Raw genomic sequence first — 16757 nt, forward strand, 5'->3', positions numbered from 1 at the left:
ACAAATATCAAATATTAAGGTATACAAGTATGAAAAGAAATAATAAGGTTCTTGGAGGAAATAAACATGAAGTTAATAGGAACAATGAAAAACATAACTGGAGTTTTAAATATTGGTGGAGTATCTGTTTTAGATTTGAAAGAGAGATATGGAACACCTCTATATATTTATGATTTGGAATTTATGGAAAATAAAATAATAGATATAATCAATAACTTTAAAAGTGATAAATTTAAAACAACTGTTGTTTACGCATCTAAAGCTTATCTGTCTAAGGCTATGTGTCAAATTGTACAAAATAATGGCTTAGAGATAGATGCAGTTTCAGCTGGGGAGTTATATACAATAAAATCATCTGGATTTCCTATGCAAAAAGTGCATATGCATGGTAATAATAAGTCGATAGAAGAGTTAGAGATGTGTGTTAGAGATGGGGTTGGAAGTATAATTTTAGATAACCAATTTGAGATTGAAAAAATAGCTAATATATGCAAAGCTCTGGGGAAAAAAATGGATGTAATGTTGAGGTTAAATATAGGAATTGATGCTCATACTCACGAGTATATTAAAACATCAAAACATTCATCAAAATTTGGAGAGTCAATTTTTGATAAGAACATTGAGGATATTGTAAAAAAGATTATAACTTTTAAGAATATAAACTTTTTAGGTTTTCATTGCCATATCGGGTCTCAAATATTTGATGAACACGCATTTTGTGAAGGTATAGAAGTCATGGTTAAATTTACAAAAAAAATATCGGATGTATTGAAGATAAAAATTCCAGAAATAAATATTGGTGGTGGATTTGGTGTTAGATATACATCTGATGATACAGACGTAGATTTGAAAAATATTATGAAAAAGATTATTGTTTGTTTAGAGAAGAATTTATTAGAAAATAAACTTGAAATAGAAAAAATTTCTATTGAACCTGGAAGATCGATTGTAGCACAGTCAGGGAGTACACTCTATACAGTAGGTGGGAAAAAGAAAACTTATGGTGGAGAGAACTATGTGTTTATAGATGGAGGGATGACAGACAATATTCGGCCAGCATTATATCAAGCAAAATATGAAGCTGTTGTAGCAAATAGATTAAACGAAGTGAAAAAAGAGGTTTTAACAATAGGTGGAAAATGTTGTGAATCAGGAGATATAATTTCAAAAAATACAAAATTAGGAAAAGTTGATGTAGGGGATTTAATTTTAGTGAGTTGTACTGGTGCTTATGGGCATTCAATGTCAAGTAATTATAATAAGGCCTTAAAACCAGCAGTAGTTTTCGTTAAAAATGGGAGAAGTTATCTCATTTCAAAAAGAGAAACATTTGATGATTTGGTTAAAAATGATTTGATGTTTGAAGAAATTTTATAATATTAGGAGAGAGGAATGAAGATAAATACATTAAAAGAAAATGCTATGAAGATTGAAAGATGGTTAACTGAAGTGAGAAGAGATTTTCATGAACATCCAGAACTTGGGGAACAGGAGTATAGAACACATGATAAAATTTGTGAATATTTAAAAGCTATGGGAATAGAGCATAGAACAATTTTTAAAACAGGTGTGATTGCAGATATAGAGGGAGAAGATAAAAGTTTTACTGTTGCACTAAGGGGAGATATAGATGCACTTCCAATATTGGATAAAAAAAATGTGGAGTATGCATCTAAAAATAAGGGGGTTTGTCATGCTTGTGGGCATGATGCACATACAACGATTGTTTTGGGTGTAGCTAAATTTTTTTATGAAACTGGAATAAAGCCACCATTCAATATTAGATTGATGTTTCAACCTGCTGAAGAAACTGATGGTGGAGCTAAACCAATGATAGAAGAAGGAGCTTTAGAAAATGTGGATGTAGTTTATGGTCTACATGTAGACGACACTATAGATGTGGGTATGATTGGAATAAAATACGGAGCGATGAATGCTTCGTCAGATACTTTAAATTTGACTATAGAGGGAGAAAGTTGTCATGGTGCATACCCAAGTCGAGGAGTAGATGCCCTTTTAATAGCAGCTCATGTAATTGTTGCAATTCAAAGCATTGTAAGTAGAAATTTGGATGCAAGAGAGTCTGGAGTTATAACTTTTGGAACAATAAACGGTGGAACCCAAGGAAATATTGTTGCAAATAAAATATCATTGACAGGAACACTAAGAACATTAAATCCAGAAGTAAGAGAGAGAATGAAAAGAAGAATTAAAGAGATAGTAGAAACCTTACCATTAGCATTTGGTGGAAGAGGAAAGGTAGATATAAAACCAGGATATACAGCACTTATTAATCATGATAAATATGTAGATATAGTAAAAAAAAGTGCGAATCAACTCTTTGGAATTGAAAGTATTTATGAAAAGCAATTAGCAAACATGGGTGTTGAAGACTTTGCATATTTTCTTGAAAAAAGAGAAGGATCATTTTTCACATTGGGTGTGAGAAATAGAGAGAAAAATATAGATGTACAAGCTCATAACGGTGGGTTTGATATAGATGAAAAAGCTTTAACAAATGGTGTAATGATGCAAATATTAAATATATACAACTCAAAATAAATTTAAATAGGAGAGGGTATGCCTAGGGAGATAGATGATTTAAATAAACAAATAGATGTGATAATCAATGAATTTCAGGGAGAAGTAGGAATAATAGTAAAAGAAAATACGAAGAATATATTTTCTAAAAATGAAACGAAGGTGTTCCAATCAGCAAGTATTATAAAACTATTTATACTAGAAGCGATGATTGAAAAAATAGAGAATAAAACTTTACATTATAATGAAAAAATAACGATAAAAGAAGATGAGAAAGTACCAGGATTTGGAGTTTTAAAACTTTTAGATAAAAATTTAAGCATAACAATAAAAGATTTAGCAACATTAATGATAACTTTAAGTGATAATACAGCAACAAATATACTGATTGATATATTGGGGATTGATTTTATACAGGAATTTATCCGAAGAAAGGGTTATTTTGAAACTAAACTTGAAAGAAAGATGTTTGATAATGTGGCTAGAGAAAAAGGTCTAGATAATTATACGAGTGCAAGAGATTCGTTTAGAGTATTAAAAAATTTATCTGCAAATTCAATAGCTTTAGATATGTTAAAAAATCAATTATGCAATTCAAAAATACCATTATATTTTTTTAGAAAAATAGATGTAGCACATAAAACAGGAGATCTAACAAACATAGAGCATGATGTGGGGACATTATTTTTTAAAAACACATCTGTAGATTTGATAATATTAGCTCAAGGGGATAATAGAGATGCAGTTTTACTGAATAATTATTTAGGAGAGGTTATTTATAATTATTATAAATGATTTAGAATGTACTTAAAATATAATTTTTTATTTTCAAAGAAAAAAAATAGATATATTGTAGAATATTTATAAGAGAAATTAAAAAATTATAAAGTGAGGTCTTGAAAATGAAAAAGTTAATAATTATATTTTCAATGGTATTATCAATTAGTTCTTTTACAATTCAAGAGGGAAAAGTACTGGAAACACCGCCAGTAACGGCAAATACATCTTCAGATACAATTCCACCAGAAGATTTTTTACAAAATATGTTGTCTAATATTGATGCTGAACCTGAGATAATGAGTAAGATGGATACTTTAGGTGAAGAGGTAGACAATGAGATACAAAAAGCAAATCCAGATTGGAAAAAAGTTGAAAGACTTTACAATGAATTATCTGTTTACACTAATAAAATAGCCGTAGATATGATGAAGAATATGAAGGGTAAAGGAGTAGAAAAACAGAATTCAGAATTTGAGGAGGAGATAAATGAGGAAGTAATAGCTGATATGCTTCCAGATGGTGAAATATCTTCAAATCCTGTTGAAGAAAAGGAAGTACTAGCTGAGATAGATAAAGAGATGAGTCCAAAGGAGCTAGCAAGAATGGATGAGTTGAGTTCAAATATAGCCTTAGAAATAAATAAAGAAAATCCAGATTGGATTCAAGTTGAAAGAGATTATAATGAGCTTTCTAAGTATACAAATAAAATAACAGTTATAATAATAAGATTAGAAAAAAATAAAGAAAAAACTATGTAGATAAGAAAATGAGGAGATCTAAAGGGTATCCTCATTTTCTTATTGAATAAAGTTTTTAATTTAAGTTTAAATAGTCAATGGCATACTGTGCATAAAAAGCTGTTCCGATTTCTAAAGCCTCTTCATCAATATCAAATTTTTCATGATGATGGGGATAAATAAAACCTTTTTCTTTATTTTGTCCTCCAAGATTAACCATAACTCCAGGAATACGGTTTGAGAATTCAGAAAAATCTTCTCCGCCAGTAGATGGTGGACGGCTAATAACATTTTCTGCACCTACCAATTTTTGGGCTGATTTTTGAGCTAGGTCAGCATAAGTTTCGTTATTGATGGTTGGACCAACACCATATGTGTAGGTAAGCTCAGCTTTAGCACGATAAGCTTCAGCGGTAGATTTAGCGACACGCTCTATAATTTTAGGGAAATTTTTACGGATATCTAGATTATAACATCTCGTAGTGCCTTCTAATATTGCCGTTGGGGCTATAACATTAAAACGAGTTCCGGATTTTATGGATCCAACTGTAAGGACTGTGGGCTCTAAAGGAGAAAATTCCCTACTTACGACAGACTGAAGGTTCATAACAATAGCTGAACCAACTACAACAGCATCAACACATTGCTCAGGGCGAGCACCATGACCACCTTTCCCAACTATTTTTAGGGAAAAAATATCAGCAGAAGCGCATCGAGGACCTGAGTCGGCAGATATAGTACCACAAGGAAGATCAGAAGAGATATGCATTCCAAAAATATTATCAACATTTTCAAGAGCACCTGCCTCAATCATCTTTAGAGCTCCTCTTGCAACTTCTTCACCAGGTTGAAATAAAAATTTAACAGTTCCATTAAGGTTATCTCTCATATCGTTTAAAACTCGAGCTGAACCAAGAAGCATAGCGGCATGTGTATCGTGACCACAAGCGTGCATAAGGCCTAGATTTTTGGAAGCATACTCTTTAGAACTAGTTTCAACCACGGCAAGTGCATCTATATCACCTCTAAGTGCGACTGTTCTACCTGGATATTTTCCTACAATTGTTGCAATTACACCAGTATCAGCAATAATTTCTGATTGAATTCCAAAACGATCCAATTCCTCTTTGATTCTGGCTGAAGTCCTGTACTCTTGAAGGCTTGCCTCCGGAAATCTATGGAACTCTCTTCTCATATCGATAACATAATTTTTATATTTTTTAGATAATTCTTTTGTTTTCATAAAATAATCCTCCTTTTAAAATTTTAATTATCTTCAATAACATATGTTTTAGCAAGATCTGTAAATCCATTTTTTTGTAAAACTAAGTTTTTCACATCTTTTCTAAATGCTAGATTGTAGTGGGGATAGACAAGTGTGTAGTGAGGTAGGTCTTCTTGAATAATCTCTTGTGCCTTAAAATAAAGTTCTTTTCTTTTATTTTGATCAATTGTATTTCTAGCTTCTAAAAGTATTTTGTCGACCTCTGTATTTTCATAAAAACTACGATTTCCAGATAACCCTTTTTCAGAAGAGTGGAATAGAGGATAAAGAGCAGGATCTCCATCCACAGAACCTATATTCCAAGAAAGCAGGTAAAGAGCTTTGTTTGGGCCAGCAGTTTTAGAAACATAAGCACCCCATTCAAAAGTTCGAATCTCTAAATCAATACCAATCTCTTTAACTTGAGCCTGAATAATTGTAGCAATATCAAGCCATGTAGATTGTGTAGCTGTCCACAACTCCATTTTTATTCCATTTGGATATCCTGCTTCAGTTAACAGTTGTTTTGCCAATTGGAAATTTTGTTCATATTTTTTTACATTTGGATTATAAACATCTAGAATAGGTGGAACAGGAGACCCTGCAGCAATAGCCGACCCTTTGAAAACAACTTCGGCTAAAACTTCGTTATCAATCGCATATGCAATAGCTTGTCGAAGTTTAGTATTTTTAAATAAAGGATTGCTATCATCAAAACCTAAATATAGAGTAGATGGTGCCTCGACTTCCATAAGGTTTAAATCTTTATGATTTTGAACAGCTTCCCTATCCATAATTCCTATATCAAAAGAGATATCAACTTCTCCAGTTTCAAGTGCAATCATTCGGTTGCTCACCTCTGGAATATTTCTAATAATCAAGGATTTATTTTTTGAAATTTCACCGTGATAATTTTCAAAAGCATTGACAATAATTTTCTCTCCCGGAATCCATTCTTTAAATTTATAAGGTCCTGTTCCAATAGGGTTTAAAAAGAATTTTTCTCCAAATTTTTCAGCAGATTTTTTACTTACGATTGATCCGCCAACCTGTGTAAGATATTTATTCATAGCCCCAAAAGGTTTGTCTGTTGTTATTTTTATTGTATACTCATTCATAGCTTCTATTGAAATAATAGGTACAAAATTATATCCAACTTGATGAGAATTTTTAGCTCTATTTAAAGAATAGACAACATCTTCAGATGTCATAGTTTCTCCATCATGAAATTTGACACCCTTTTTTAAATAGAAGATTGTATTCAAATCATCAACTTGCTCCCATTTTTCAGCTAACTGAGGGGTTATCTCTAAGTTTTCATCAATAGTAAGGAGAGATTCAAATATGAGATTTATAACTTTGTTAGAAACGGTATCAATACTTTTTTGTGGATCTAGAGTTTTAGCATCAGCTTTTTGTGCAATAATAAGAGTGTCACTGATTGACTCAATTTTATTAGATGCCAAAGTTGTTGAGAATAGAAAAATAAAAGTTAAACTGTTTAAAATAAGATTATTAATTTTGTTGTTCATAAAAATCATCTCCTTTTTAAAATTTATAAAAAAAACAGCCCTATTAGGCTGTTTAAAGAACTATAAAACAATTTTGAATTTTAAGATAGTAGGATTTTGGTAGTTTAAACTAATCCCTTATAAAATTAAAAAAGTTTAGAAAGTTATTTATAATTAGCCTAATAAAAATTTTTATATCAAAAAACTGTATCAGTATTATAAATGATAGCAGCAGATAAAAAAATAGACTAAATATAAATATAGACATAACTTTCCTCCTTGTTTAAAAAAATAGCACTGAAGTTTTTTTTATGGGACTTCAAATGTTTTGTTAAGTATAGTAAAAAAAAATATAATTGTCAAGAAAAAATAAAAAAATATTTTTTTGTTAAAAAATATACTATAATACATATCAGGAGGGATATTGTGAAAAATATAAAAAATAATTTAAAAATGAGTAATTTGTTATTAAAATCTTTTAATTTATTGAAGCAGATTCAAAAGGAGATTTACAAAGATTTTATAAATTTTAAATTTATAGAGGATATAGAGTTTAAATTTAAAAATGAAAATTTTAAAGAATCATTACAAAAAAATTTCTTTACACTATTGATGCTTTCAACTTTTGTTGAGGCAGGAATAAAAAAAGAAAGAGCTATAAGTTATGGCAAAATAATTATTTATTTAAGGCAAATTGTTACATCTACAGATAATGTGATAGATAACGAAAAAAAAGGGTTAATATATATAAAAAAATTACAAAATGATATTGTAAAAAATTCATTTATAACATTATTTTGTCAAGATGCTTTAACTAAAGAAGCACTGAAAATATCGGATTCTGACAATTTAGTGAGCATAAAAATTTTAGAAAAAATTTATTCGATTGCAATCAGTGAAAGTTTAAGAGATGTTTCTCAATATGAGATATATCCTGATGCTGAATATATTTTAAAAAAAATACATGCTGGAATAGGAGGTGAATTATTAGAAATCAGTTTAGAGATTCCGAAATATTTAGAAAAAAACATAAAAATGACAAACTATGCAAAAGGGCTTTATAAAATTGGAATGGGGTTACAGGCATTGGATGATTTTTTTGATATGGATGAAGACAGAGAGCAAGGAAAAGTAAATTTATTAACCTCTAAGATAAAATATGAAGAAAACAGTATTGAAGAAATAAAATCAGCATATTTAAATGAAGTTATGGAAAATACATATAAAGGTTTTAAAGTTTTAGAAGAAAATGGATTTCCAATATCAAAAGTAGGAACTAAAAAAATAATGAAAAAACTTTTTGAATTGAGAGGATTGAAAGACTATATATTTATTATAAAATAAGAGGTGTATATTATGAAAAAAGTAACATTATACTTGTTTTTTTTAATTACAATGATTTCTTATGCAGAAGATTCATATGTTGGATATTGGGAAATGCCTGATAAAAAAGTAGTAATACAAATAGAGAAAATTAACAATGAATATGTTGGGTATGTTCGGTGGTTGAAAAATTTGTATTATCCAGAAGGAGATAGTATGGAAGGGGTGGAACAGTTTGATAGAAAAAATTCAAATTCTAATTTAAGAAATAGAAAAATTATGAATTTACAAGTTGTTGGTGGACTTTATTTAAATAAATCTAAAACAGAGTTGGTGGATGGATGGATATATGATTCATGGAATGGAAAAATGTATTATGGAACTGTTAAAAAAATAGATGAAAATACTTTGAATTTAAGAGGTTCTTTAGATAAGTGGGGTATTTTAGGGTATTCAATGAAAGTTAAACGCGTAAAAATAAAGAATGGAAAAGTATATAATGTGGAGAAGGTTATACCAAATTAAGGGGAACCTTCCCATATTATATGAATCAGATCATTAATTTTTATTGATATTTTTTAAAAGTTCATTCATCTTTTTTATTTCATTCTCTTGAGAGGAAATAATATTCTCACACATATTTAACAGTATTTGATTTTTACCTTGTTCAAGATAAGCTTGAGCCATTTTAATAGCACCATTATGATGGATAATCATATTTTTTAAATAACTTGTTGTGATATCTTTTGATGTATTTGAATTAGATTTGTAAATAGACATATCTTTCATCATTTCGCTCATAATTTTTTCAAGTGTTATTTTAAACTCGGGGTTGTTATTTCCTCTTAAATCACCAGATTTTAAAAGGTTTTGCATTTCAATAACCTCTTTTTTTTGGGATTTAACTATTTCTTCAGCTAGTGATTTAACTTTTGAATCTTTTGTGTATTCAATTACTCCAAGACTACTAATGATAGCTGCTTCATGATGAGGAATCATAAATATAACAAAATTATTTGCAACATCATTTGTTAAAAATTTATCAGAGTTAGAATTCATCATAATCATGTGAGCGTAACTTTCGTATTCTTTGAAGAATTCATATTTTTTTGAAATAATATCATTAACTGAAGTTAATATAGTATAGGTTGTTTTGTTTATTTGTTTTTCATGTGAAATTGATTCGTTATGCTGTTTTTGTTCTTCGATTTGTGAAGCATAAGATGTCAGTGAAACAGTAGAAAATAAGGCAGCAATTCCAACCATTATATTTAAATTTTTAAAATCCATAAGATCCTCCTTAGTAAAGCATATGTAGTCTTATTATTAAAAATAAAATGAATATATCCTTTAAAAAAAATAAGAAGATAGAAAATCTACCTTCTTATTTTTAAGTTAAAAGTTTTCAATATCTTTATCTACTGTTGATATTGTCCCTAGCTGGAAATTATCAATCAAAACTTTAAGTACATTAGGAGTTAAAAATGCTGGTAGAGTAGGACCTATATGGATATTTTTAAATCCTAGGTGTAGAAGAGAAAGAAGTACTAAAACAGCTTTTTGCTCATACCAAGCAATATTGAATACAATGGGAAGATTATTGACATCATCTAATCCAAAAGCTTCTTTTAATTTTAAAGCAATCACTGCGAGAGAGTATGAATCATTACACTGCCCAGCATCTAGAACTCTAGGGATTCCGTCAATATCTCCTAAGTTTAGTTTATTGTATCGGTATTTAGCGCAACCGGCGGTTAAAATAACAGTATCTTTAGGAAGTGCAAGTGCAAAATCAGTATAGTATTTTCGATCTTGCATTCGAGCATCACAACCAGCCATTACATAGAATTTTTTTATTGCCCCAGATTTGACAGCTTCAACAATATTATCTACTAAGTTTAAGACTTGATTATGAGCAAAGCCACCATAAATTTCTCCTTTTTCAATCTCTATAGGAGGATTACAAGTTTTTGCTTGATTTATAATTTCAGAAAAATCTTTATTCCCACTATCATCTGGAGAAATATGTTTACAGCCAGACATTCCAGCAGAATTTGTAGTATAAACTCTATTTAAATACCCCGCAATTGTCCCTCTTGGAGGAACTAAGCAGTTGCTGGTAAAAAGTATAGGTCCATTAAAACTTATAAATTCTTTAGTTTGATGCCACCAAGAACCACCGTAATTTCCAACAAGATTTTCATATTTTTTAAAAAATGGATATGAATTTCCAGGAAGCATTTCTGAGTGTGTATAAACGTCAACACCACTATTTTTAGTCTGTTCTAAAAGTGTTTCTAAGTCTTTTAAATCATGCCCAGAGATTAGTATTCCTGGATTGCTTCTAACTCCCAAGTTAACCTTTGTTATCTCTGGATTTCCATAAGCGGAAGTATTAGCACTATCTAACAATTCCATGGCTAAAACACCATATTTCCCTACATCTAAAACCATTGTAACCAATTCATTTAAAGTTAAAGAATCGTCATCAATATTAGCAAGAGTTTTTTCTACAAAACTATAGATTTCAAAATTTTCTTTTCCTAAATTTTTAGCGTGCTCAACATAGGCAGCTAATCCTTTTAGTCCATATAAAATAGTTTCTTTAAGAGAACGGATATCTTCGTTTGGTGTTCTTAAGACACCTACTTTTCCAGCATATTCCAATAAAGTTTCTTCAGTTTGCATTTCACAAGTACAATCAATAAATTTAGAATATTTTTCAGGTATATTAATAGAAAGTTCAGAAATTTTTATTTCCAAAGCTTCCCGGTACATCTCTCCAGTTTCAATTTCGTCTATAATTGCACTATCGTCGAAATTAGCATTTGTAATTGTGATAAATAAAGCATTGATTATCCAACAATGCATCTCGTTGTCGAGTATTGTTTTTCCATCTAGTAAATTGATATATGCTGAAACTGTTTTAGCAGTATGAATTAATAAATCTTGTAATTTTGCAGTTTCAGGAGTTTTTCCACAAACCCCACGTATTGTACATCCTTTATTCATAGCAGTTTCTTGACATTGGTAGCAAAACATTGACATAATTTACCTCCTAAATAAAATTATTTTATAGATATATTCATATAATTTTTTCTTGATACTATTCTATCTTAACGGGACATATTTTATATTCAGGTGTTTTGGAGTTAGGTTCTAAGAATTCACTTTCAGTTAATAGATTTACAAGGGTATCGGAAAAGTGAAATGGAACAAAAATAACACCATCTTTAACTCCCTCTCTCAATTTAATTTTGGTAAAAATTTCTCCTCTTCGAGATTTTATCTTTATATAATCCCCGTCTTTTTTCTTGAGATTTATAATCATTTTTGAATTCATTTCGGCATAAGCTTCGGGACATTTTTCATTTAATCCGTTAACTTTTCCAGTCATGGTTCTTGTGTGATATTGATAAAGAACTCTTCCTGTAGATAAATAATAAGGGTATTCCTCACTTATAGTTTCTAGTGGATTGATTACTTCAACAGGAATGAGAGAATAGCGTCCGTTTTTAGGGGGATTATTTTCATATAGAAATTTAGTTCCTTTTTTATTTTTTAGTGGCCATTGTAAGCCCTCATTTTCAATTAGAGTATAGTTATACCCATGATAGAGAGGTGTTATGTTTGAAATTTCATCCATAATACTTTCAGGAGTTTTATTTGTTTGTTCATAGCCCATACGTGACATAAGTTCAAGAATAATATCTAGATCAATTTTAGATCCCTCAGGAGAATTAACAACTTTTCGAACCCGCTGAACTCTTCTACCAGTATTTGTAAAAGTACCTTCTTTTTCAGCAAAACAACTTGAAGGTAAAACTACGTCAGCATGTTGAGCAGTTTCAGTTAAAAAAATATCTTGTACCACTAAAAAGTCTAGTTTTTCAAAAGAATTTTTTAAATGGTTTAAATTTGGATCTGAAATAAAAGGATTTTCACCCATAATATATAAAAACTTCATCTCATCTTTAAAAATTTTATCTGTCATTTCAACAACGGTTAGACCAGATAAAGGGGAAATTCCAGAAACTCCCCAAAATTTTTCCATATTTTTTCTAGCGAGGTCATCTTCAATTTTTTGATAACCTGAAAAAATATTTGGAAAAGCTCCCATATCACACGCTCCTTGGGCATTGTTTTGTCCACGTAAAGGATTTATTCCAGCGTTTAGTTTACCAATATTACCACAAATAAGAGCTAGATTTGAAAGAGCAATAACATTGTCAGTTCCATTCCGGTGTTGAGTATTCCCCATCCCTAAATAGATTGCGGCTATATCACTAGAATAGATTTTAGCAGCCTCGATAATTAGACTAGGATTAACATCACAAATTTTTCCTGAATACTCAGGTGTATATTTATCTACAGAATTTTTTAAATTTTCAAAACCATCGGTGTAATTTTCAACAAATTTAGAATCGTATAGATTGTTTGAAATAATAAAATTAATCATTGCATTTATAAGTGCAATATCTGTTCCAGGAGTAATTTTCAAAAATATGTCGGCCTCATCTGAAAGATCTATATCTCTTATATCAGAAATAATTAACTTAGCTCCTTTTTGGATTGCATTTTTTAACTTAGCTCCTAAAACAGGATGATTTTCTCTGATATTTTCCCCAGATAAAAAAATAACTTTTGAATTTAAGCTTTCATTTATACTGTTTGACATAGCCCCAAATCCTAAAGTTTTTTCAAGAGCGATGGAAGAGGAACTGTGACACAGTCTTGAACAGTGGTCAACGTTATTAGTTTTAACTACCCCTTTAAAAAATTTTTGAAAAAGATAGTTTTCTTCGTTGGTACATTTTCCTGAAGAGAGGGCTCCTATGCTCTGAGGAGTATAGCTTGTTATAGTGTCTTTTAATTTGTTTACAATTAAAGAAAAAGCTTCATCCCAAGTTGCTCTTTCTAAAATTCCATTTTTTTTGATAAGAGGAAATTTTAACCTGTCTGGGTGATTTACATAGCTATAACCAAATTTTCCTTTAACACAAAGTAAGCCCATATTAGGCTCTGTTAAATCGGGAGTGGCGCTTAAAATAGTGTTATCTTTTTTTTCAAATATAATTTGACATCCAACTCCACAATATCCACAAGTAGTTTTGATTTTTTTAGTTTCCCAATGTCTAAATTTAATTTTAGATTTTGGAAGAAGGGCTCCGACAGGACAAAAGCTGACACAGTTCCCGCAAGAAACACAGGATGAAGAATTAATATTATCAGCTCCATTTGCCCAAGTATGGATTTTACCATTTGTTTGTTTTAATTTTAGTGCATGGTTACATTGGAGTTCACGACATATTTGTGCACATTTCCCACATCCGATACATTTGTTGGGATTGATTGAAAAAAATGGATTAGAGCTATCTTCAAGAATAAGTTCTGTTGAATTAGAAATTGTTTTATCAACTCCATATTGATAGCAATAGTTTTGAAGTTTACATTCTCCAGACTTCTCACAAATAAGACAATTGGTGTGGTGACTATCGATATATTTTTGGAGTAGATTTTTTCTATTTTGAATAACTTCTATATTTTCAGAATTAACAATCATTCCATCAGAAATTGGAGTTTTACAACTTTTAGTAATTTTGCCATCAATAGTAACAGCGCACATCCCACATATCCCGAGTTTTTTTTCAAATCTTTGGTCATGGCAAAAGGTAGGGACGTCAATATCTATTGATTTTAATGCCTCTAATACAGATATATTGGTATCGAAGTGATAAAAATTATTATTTATAGTAACTTTAATCATAGTATCCTCCTATTGAAAAGTTAAAAAAAGCTGAGGTATAAAATAGAACCTCAGCACTCTTATTCTGTTGGATTATTCTTTTTCAAACTCCTCTTTTCCAGCTCCACAAATAGGGCAAACCCAAGAGCTAGGAACATCTTCCCACTTTGTATTTATAGCTACACCATTATCAGGATCTCCAATTGAGGGATCATACACCCAATCACATACAACACATTTCCATTTTTCCATAAAAATACCTCCTACCTAGTTTTATCTTAAAAATATTATAATTACTTAAAAAAGGTTTACTTTGATTTTTTAGTTTTTCCTTTAAAAAAAATGAAATATTTAGAATTTTTTTGCTATAATATTTCTTAAGAAAACAAGATTAAAGGAGAGTGGATATGAAAAATATTAAAATTGGATTTATCGGCACAGGGAACATGGCTCAAGCGATGTTAAATGGATTTTTAAACAATTCGGAGATTAGATCTAAAAACATATTTATTTATGATTTAGATGAAGAATTAGTAAATAGATTAGAACAGAAATACATGTTAACTAAAGTCAAAGATAAAAAAGAATTAGTTATAAGTTGTGATGTTGTTATTTTATCTGTAAAGCCAAATATATATCCAATGATAATAAATGAGATAAAAAAGGATATAAATTTTAATAAGATTGTTATAAGTATAACTCCAGGATTCTCAATAGAGGAGTTGAAATCATATTTTGGAAAAGATGTAAAGATAGTGAGGACAATGCCAAACACACCGGCCATGGTTGGGGAAGGGATGACAGCATATTCTATAGATGAAACATTAAATACTGTAGAAGAAAAAACAGTAAGGAATATTTTGAAAAGTTTTGGAAAAATTGAAAAAGTGGACGAGAAATTGATGGATGTTGTTGTTGCAACAAGTGGCTCTTCTCCAGCATATGTATATATGTTTATTGAGGCTTTAGCCGATGGAGCTGTTAGGGGTGGTATGCCTAGAGATAAGGCGTATATTTTTGCTGCTCAAGCTGTTTTAGGAAGTGCTAAGATGGTTTTAGAGACAGGGATTCATCCTGGAGCTCTTAAAGATATGGTTTGTTCACCTGGAGGTACAACTATTGAAGCAGTGGCGCACTTGGAGAAGACGGGATTTAGAAGTTCAATTATTGAAGCTATGGAAAGTTGTATCGAAAAGGCTAAAAAAATGAATTTATAATAAAAAAAGGAATTGTAACACTTATGGGATATATTTAGATGAAGTAATATTACAAAATGATTTACATTGGGAGGAAAAATGAATTTTAATCAATCGTTTAATATGTTAAAAAATAATAGAGGTGAACCTATTTTTGAAAGTTTAGGACATGATATGATTGTATTTTTAGTTAGATTGCTGGCATTTCTACTGATAATTTATATTGGAAGTTATTTTGTTAAAAAAGTAGATAAGTATATAGAAAAAATTCCGGTTGTAAATCAAGATATAAATACAAAGCAGTTTACAAAATCAATAACAAAATTAGGGTTAAATTTAGTATTTTTTCTGATAGGACTATTAGCTTTTGGTTTTAGTGAAAGTTCAATAGCGACAATGATAAGTGCGATAGGGTTAGGAATTGGAATCTCTTTAAAAGAGTTTTTATCCAATTTAGCAGGAGGGGTTGTTTTGTTTTTTTCACGTCCTTTCAGTATTGGAAATTTCATAAAAATAAATGGAGTTATGGGAGAGGTTGTTAAAATAGAGGTTTTTTCTACTCATATAAACAGTTTGGATGGAAGAAGAGTTATTATCCCAAATAATGTGATGATAAGTGGGAATATAATTAATTATGATACAAATCTTTTCAGAAGAATAAAGTTGATGCTATCGGTTTCTTATGATTCGGATATGAAGAAAGTTATTGATATTTTAGAGAATATATCTAAAACATACGATGGACTTGATAGAACAAGGGAAAATTTTATAAACACGATGGAATATGGAGATTCAAGTATAAATATATTATTTATGGTTTGGACTCCAACTAAAGGATATTATAAAGTTCGTGGGGAGTTGATGGCTTATATTTTAGATGTTTTTAATAAAGAAAATATAAATGTTCCATTTAATATTTTAGATATCAATTTATCTCAAAATAAATAAAAACGGAGGTCAAAATGAATTTAAAAAAAGTTTTAATTTTCCTGTTAATTTCTTCAAATTTAATGGCCATATCTATTAGAAGTATAGAGTTTAAAAAGAGCGGGGAAAATTATTTGTATGAAGTAGATGTTCCCAATATAAAATCAGACGATATTAAATATCAAAATAGCTTCAATAAAGAAATAGAAAATTTGAAAAATAAAACAATTCAAGATGTTTTGAAAATAACAAAAGAGAATGAGGAGTTTAATATACAGTCTCAATTGGTTATGAAATACGAAGATTATAAAAGTGAAATTGGTATCACGAGTATAATTTTAGAAACATACGAATATACTGGTGGGGCTCACGGTATGACAAATTTAAAAGTTTTTAATTTAAACTCTAAAAGTGGTGAAGATATTAAAATAGAAAAAATAATGAAATTAGAAGGCTTAAAATATTTACAAGAACAAATACAAAAAGAGATACAAGAAAATTTGATTGGTCCTTTAGAGGAGCGTATTTATTTTCCAGATGCAAAAGTAGATATAAGAAATGCAAACATATATTTCGACGGTGAATTTGTAGTAATCATATTTAATCTATATGATATAGCACCCTATTCATCAGGAATGCCAACATTTAAATATTCTTTAGAAAGTGTAAAACAATATCTAATTGCTATAGAAAATAGCTAAAAAAATGCCTATTGAATAACTAAGTTATTCA

Annotated in this window: 15 protein-coding genes; 9 read left to right on the plus strand and 6 right to left on the minus strand. The window is 29.7% G+C overall.

Annotated features, from left to right (window positions below; genetic code table 11):
- The first annotated feature begins 66 nt into the window (after positions 1-66).
- The 4 genes from lysA to Q0V67_RS00940 all read left to right on the plus strand — a co-directional run bounded on the left by lysA (position 67) and on the right by Q0V67_RS00940 (position 4079).
- Entirely contained in the window at positions 67-1377 is a 1311-nt protein-coding gene (gene lysA / locus Q0V67_RS00925; RefSeq protein ID WP_297596156.1) for a diaminopimelate decarboxylase, read from the plus strand.
- Between the two features lie 15 nt (positions 1378-1392).
- Positions 1393-2562 (plus strand): M20 family metallopeptidase, encoded by a 1170-nt coding sequence (locus Q0V67_RS00930; protein WP_297596158.1) that lies wholly within the window; start codon positions 1393-1395, stop codon positions 2560-2562.
- A gap of 18 nt (positions 2563-2580) precedes the next feature.
- Positions 2581-3336, plus strand: a complete 756-nt coding sequence (locus tag Q0V67_RS00935) for a serine hydrolase (RefSeq protein ID WP_297596160.1) — start codon at positions 2581-2583, stop codon at positions 3334-3336.
- 107 nt (positions 3337-3443) lie between these two features.
- Positions 3444-4079, plus strand: a complete 636-nt coding sequence (locus tag Q0V67_RS00940) for a hypothetical protein (protein ID WP_297596162.1) — start codon at positions 3444-3446, stop codon at positions 4077-4079.
- Between the two features lie 55 nt (positions 4080-4134).
- On the opposite strand, the gene Q0V67_RS00945 is transcribed toward Q0V67_RS00940, so the two are convergent.
- Both Q0V67_RS00945 and Q0V67_RS00950 read right to left on the minus strand, forming a co-directional pair.
- Positions 4135-5301, minus strand: a complete 1167-nt coding sequence (locus Q0V67_RS00945; RefSeq protein ID WP_297596164.1) for an amidohydrolase — start codon at positions 5299-5301, stop codon at positions 4135-4137.
- A 23-nt stretch (positions 5302-5324) separates the two neighbouring features.
- The gene (locus Q0V67_RS00950) at positions 5325-6854 is read right to left on the minus strand and encodes an ABC transporter substrate-binding protein (RefSeq protein ID WP_297596167.1); all 1530 of its coding nucleotides are present in this window, start codon (positions 6852-6854) and stop codon (positions 5325-5327) included.
- Positions 6855-7259: 405 nt separating this feature from the next.
- Between Q0V67_RS00950 and Q0V67_RS00955 the strand changes: the two genes are divergently transcribed.
- Together Q0V67_RS00955 and Q0V67_RS00960 are read left to right on the plus strand one after the other, a co-directional pair.
- Complete coding sequence (locus tag Q0V67_RS00955) at positions 7260-8177, plus strand: hypothetical protein (RefSeq protein ID WP_297596169.1); 918 nt, start codon at positions 7260-7262, stop codon at positions 8175-8177.
- A 12-nt stretch (positions 8178-8189) separates the two neighbouring features.
- Positions 8190-8681 carry a DUF2147 domain-containing protein gene (locus Q0V67_RS00960; protein WP_297596171.1) on the plus strand — a complete coding sequence of 164 codons (492 nt, stop codon included), beginning with the start codon at positions 8190-8192 and terminating at the stop codon, positions 8679-8681.
- A 33-nt stretch (positions 8682-8714) separates the two neighbouring features.
- Here Q0V67_RS00960 and Q0V67_RS00965 read toward each other — a convergent pair whose 3' ends face one another.
- The 4 genes from Q0V67_RS00965 to Q0V67_RS00980 all read right to left on the minus strand — a co-directional run bounded on the left by Q0V67_RS00965 (position 8715) and on the right by Q0V67_RS00980 (position 14154).
- A complete protein-coding gene (locus Q0V67_RS00965; protein ID WP_297596173.1) occupies positions 8715-9446 on the minus strand; it encodes a DUF305 domain-containing protein in 732 nt (243 codons plus the stop codon).
- A gap of 105 nt (positions 9447-9551) precedes the next feature.
- Complete coding sequence (gene hcp / locus Q0V67_RS00970) at positions 9552-11207, minus strand: hydroxylamine reductase (RefSeq protein ID WP_297596306.1); 1656 nt, start codon at positions 11205-11207, stop codon at positions 9552-9554.
- Between the two features lie 55 nt (positions 11208-11262).
- A complete protein-coding gene (gene fdhF / locus Q0V67_RS00975) occupies positions 11263-13923 on the minus strand; it encodes a formate dehydrogenase subunit alpha (protein ID WP_297596175.1) in 2661 nt (886 codons plus the stop codon).
- A 72-nt stretch (positions 13924-13995) separates the two neighbouring features.
- Positions 13996-14154, minus strand: coding sequence for a rubredoxin (locus Q0V67_RS00980; protein WP_297596177.1), 159 nt, complete (start codon positions 14152-14154; stop codon positions 13996-13998).
- Positions 14155-14309: 155 nt separating this feature from the next.
- Between Q0V67_RS00980 and proC the strand changes: the two genes are divergently transcribed.
- The 3 genes from proC (at position 14310) to Q0V67_RS00995 (ending at position 16726) form a co-directional block, all read left to right on the plus strand.
- Positions 14310-15119: a pyrroline-5-carboxylate reductase gene (proC, locus tag Q0V67_RS00985; protein WP_297596178.1), complete on the plus strand. Its 810-nt coding sequence runs from the start codon at positions 14310-14312 to the stop codon at positions 15117-15119.
- A gap of 78 nt (positions 15120-15197) precedes the next feature.
- On the plus strand, positions 15198-16046 hold the full coding sequence (locus Q0V67_RS00990) for a mechanosensitive ion channel domain-containing protein (protein WP_297596180.1): 849 nt from the start codon (positions 15198-15200) through the stop codon (positions 16044-16046).
- 14 nt (positions 16047-16060) lie between these two features.
- Positions 16061-16726 (plus strand): DUF3298 and DUF4163 domain-containing protein, encoded by a 666-nt coding sequence (locus Q0V67_RS00995; protein WP_297596182.1) that lies wholly within the window; start codon positions 16061-16063, stop codon positions 16724-16726.
- The last annotated feature ends 31 nt before the right edge of the window (positions 16727-16757 follow it).

Origin of the sequence: uncultured Cetobacterium sp. (assembly GCF_947072685.1) — a bacterium.
Classification (GTDB): Bacteria; Fusobacteriota; Fusobacteriia; order Fusobacteriales; family Fusobacteriaceae; genus Cetobacterium_A.

Bases quoted from the DNA above. Each gene is read 5' to 3' on its own strand.
- lysA (WP_297596156.1), top strand. From the start codon at position 67: ATGAAGTTAATAGGAACAATGAAAAACATAACTGGAGTTTTAAATATT.
- Q0V67_RS00930 (WP_297596158.1), top strand. From the start codon at position 1,393: ATGAAGATAAATACATTAAAAGAAAATGCTATGAAGATTGAAAGATGG.
- Q0V67_RS00935 (WP_297596160.1), top strand. From the start codon at position 2,581: ATGCCTAGGGAGATAGATGATTTAAATAAACAAATAGATGTGATAATC.
- Q0V67_RS00940 (WP_297596162.1), top strand. From the start codon at position 3,444: ATGAAAAAGTTAATAATTATATTTTCAATGGTATTATCAATTAGTTCT.
- Q0V67_RS00945 (WP_297596164.1), bottom strand. From the start codon at position 5,301: ATGAAAACAAAAGAATTATCTAAAAAATATAAAAATTATGTTATCGAT.
- Q0V67_RS00950 (WP_297596167.1), bottom strand. From the start codon at position 6,854: ATGAACAACAAAATTAATAATCTTATTTTAAACAGTTTAACTTTTATT.
- Q0V67_RS00960 (WP_297596171.1), top strand. From the start codon at position 8,190: ATGAAAAAAGTAACATTATACTTGTTTTTTTTAATTACAATGATTTCT.
- Q0V67_RS00965 (WP_297596173.1), bottom strand. From the start codon at position 9,446: ATGGATTTTAAAAATTTAAATATAATGGTTGGAATTGCTGCCTTATTT.
- fdhF (WP_297596175.1), bottom strand. From the start codon at position 13,923: ATGATTAAAGTTACTATAAATAATAATTTTTATCACTTCGATACCAAT.
- Q0V67_RS00980 (WP_297596177.1), bottom strand. From the start codon at position 14,154: ATGGAAAAATGGAAATGTGTTGTATGTGATTGGGTGTATGATCCCTCA.
- proC (WP_297596178.1), top strand. From the start codon at position 14,310: ATGAAAAATATTAAAATTGGATTTATCGGCACAGGGAACATGGCTCAA.
- Q0V67_RS00990 (WP_297596180.1), top strand. From the start codon at position 15,198: ATGAATTTTAATCAATCGTTTAATATGTTAAAAAATAATAGAGGTGAA.
- Q0V67_RS00995 (WP_297596182.1), top strand. From the start codon at position 16,061: ATGAATTTAAAAAAAGTTTTAATTTTCCTGTTAATTTCTTCAAATTTA.